Origin of the sequence: Synechococcus sp. R6-5, from assembly GCF_047461775.1 — a bacterium.
Lineage (GTDB): Bacteria > Cyanobacteriota > Cyanobacteriia > Thermostichales > Thermostichaceae > Thermostichus.
Genome location: NZ_JANSHV010000272.1, coordinates 1 through 2,304, shown reverse-complemented (window position 1 = coordinate 2,304; position 2,304 = coordinate 1). Strand labels below are relative to the sequence as shown.

Genomic DNA, 2,304 nt, shown 5'->3' with positions numbered 1-2,304 from the left:
CCTTAAACAACCGTTTCTGGTGTCCGCATCATTACTATAGCACAGAATATATCCGCCTTTCATTCCGACCCTCCTGCTGTTGCAGAGAGTGCGGGGCTTCCCTGCAGGCTGGCCCAACCCAGATTCCGAGAAACTAACGTCAGAACCTCAGGCAAGGCCACAAGCCCTGTTCAGAGGGGTTCAGATTTCCGAGTGTCGGCAATGGCCTAGGCCATAGATTTGCGGCGGTTCCGCCGGACGGCCACCGCTTTGCGCTTGCGCTTTTCTAGGTTGGTTTCAAAGTGCCGATGGTTGCGCAAATCCCGCAAAATGCCCGCCTTAGAAACCTGACGCTTGAAGCGACGCAGCGCCGATTCGATCCCTTCGTTTTCGCCAATCGTCACTTGGGTCATAAGCAAGACATCTCCTCCGTCAATCAAATGGGTTTGGTTACAACAGGGATCCCTATCCTAAACCATCTCCGCCCCGCTGCTTGCTGCTACAGTTCCTATTCACTGTAGCCGGCTGCCAAAGTTGAGCCCCGCAACCACCTCACCTTCCCTCAAATTGACAACGAATGAAGCAGTTGTCCCAGTGGGGGGTGGAGGGGAGGGTGGTGCTGGAGTTGGGCTGGGGGCACTGCCGATTACCGATTGCACAAAACCGGCGAAGCTAGACACCCGCGTATACACCCCATAGAAATTGGGCTGGGCGCAGCCGAAGCCAAAACTGGTGATTCCGGCCAGGGCAAAACCCGTGCCACTGGACACAATCAAAGGCCCACCACTATCGCCCTGACACGCATCGACTCCCCCCTGAGGAAAGCCGGCGCAGAGCATAGTATCCAAAATGGTGCCATCGTAGGATTGGGGCGCGTTGCACACCGCATTGGAGACGATGGGAACGGTGGCCTGCTGCAAATCTCGGGTACGGCCGCTGGGTTCTTGATCCAGGGCGCGGGGGAAGGTGGCTCCCCAGCCGAGGATGGTGGCGGCAGTGCCGGGGGCTGTCAGGTTGGTTTGGTTGGGCTGCACCAGCGGCAGGGTAGGCAGGTGCACTGGCCGAGAGAGGCGCACCAGGGCAATGTCGTTCCCCCCAAGCTGCCCCACCTGGGGGTTGTAGCCGGGGTTGAGGACAATTTGCGCGGCGCGAATGCGTTGGCCGGCACCGATTTGCAAGCGGTTGGTACCCAACAGCAGATCCAGATTTTGGGCACTCAATACCTGCTTGCCTTGATCGTCGAAAAAGCAGTGGGCAGCGGTAACTACCCACTCCGGCGCGATCAGGGATCCGCCGCAAGACAGCGCCTGAAAAGGATCTGGCTCAGCCGCGTCCAGCAAAGCCACCATCCAGGGAAAGGCCCCTTCGGGAGCAGGTCTGCCGCCCACAATCCGCTCCAGCCCCAAGCCTGAGCGCGGCGTGGTGAAGATTCGCCCTGGGGGCAAAAGGGCGGTGACGCGGTAGGTGCCAGGGGGCAAGTTGGAGAAGCGGAAGTTGCCGCCGCCGTCGCTGACGGTGCTGGGCTCCCCCGGGTCGAGGCGGCCATTGCCGTTTAAGTCCAAAAACGTGGTAATGCCCGGCAGCCCCGGCTCCCCCGGATCCCGCAGCCCATTGCCGTTGAGATCGTCGAAATGGGATCCCTCAATTCGTCCTGTGGGAGGGGCCGAGACTGGGGGAAGCGGGCGACTGGAACCCCCGCCGCCACAGGCGCTTATGCTCAGGGCCAGACACAACCCCAGCGGAATAGACCAAGAGCGAGCCAAGCCCAAGGAGGAATGGGATCGCGAGAGATGAGGCATGGTCAGATTCTCCAAAGCCAGCCGGTTGTACTAGCCAAGGATATCCTACCGGCGAAGCCTAAGGATTGCGGAACCGGGAACGCTTCCCCCCGCGCCCGGCTCTTCCGATTTGCCCCAAGACCCAACGTGGCGATGCGCACTTTAGCCTCTTGCCGCCTGCGCAACTGGGCAGTAAAACCAGGGTGGGAGGGTGTGTGGCAGATGAATATCGCGGTCTTGGGGTTCAAAGGGGGCGTGGGCAAAACCACCACGGCGGTACACCTGGCCCTCTACCTTCAGCAAAAACAAGGGGCAGCCCCTTTGGGTGGGTCGGGGATGGCCCTGTTGATCGACGCCGATCCCAATCGCTCGGCCTCTCGCTGGGCAGAACGGGGGCCATCCTTTCCTATTAAGGTATTGGCTGCGGATCCCACCACTCCCACGCCCACAGGCTTTCAGCACACGGTGATCGACACTCCTGCCCGTCCCACCCCGGAACAGTTACCAAAAAACTGGGTCTAAAGCCCCGCCCTAAGGCCTACGGCCC

3 protein-coding genes are annotated in these 2,304 nt (G+C 60.5%); 1 reads left to right on the top strand and 2 read right to left on the bottom strand.

The window, feature by feature from the left end; all coding sequences use genetic code 11:
* Positions 1-206 precede the first annotated feature (206 nt).
* Positions 207-392 (bottom strand): 30S ribosomal protein S21, encoded by a 186-nt coding sequence (gene rpsU / locus NW818_RS12625; protein WP_011432857.1) that lies wholly within the window; start codon positions 390-392, stop codon positions 207-209.
* 99 nt (positions 393-491) lie between these two features.
* Positions 492-1,778: a trypsin-like serine protease gene (locus NW818_RS12620; protein WP_414424747.1), complete on the bottom strand. Its 1,287-nt coding sequence runs from the start codon at positions 1,776-1,778 to the stop codon at positions 492-494.
* A gap of 201 nt (positions 1,779-1,979) precedes the next feature.
* Here NW818_RS12620 and NW818_RS12615 point away from each other — a divergent pair, with 201 nt between their 5' ends.
* On the top strand, positions 1,980-2,279 hold the full coding sequence (locus NW818_RS12615; RefSeq protein WP_414424746.1) for an AAA family ATPase: 300 nt from the start codon (positions 1,980-1,982) through the stop codon (positions 2,277-2,279).
* Positions 2,280-2,304 lie beyond the last annotated feature (25 nt).

Coding starts and splice junctions, on each gene's coding strand:
- rpsU (WP_011432857.1), bottom strand. CDS start 392: ATGACCCAAGTGACGATTGGCGAAAACGAAGGGATCGAATCGGCGCTG.
- NW818_RS12615 (WP_414424746.1), top strand. CDS start 1,980: ATGAATATCGCGGTCTTGGGGTTCAAAGGGGGCGTGGGCAAAACCACC.
- NW818_RS12620 (WP_414424747.1), bottom strand. CDS start 1,778: ATGCCTCATCTCTCGCGATCCCATTCCTCCTTGGGCTTGGCTCGCTCT.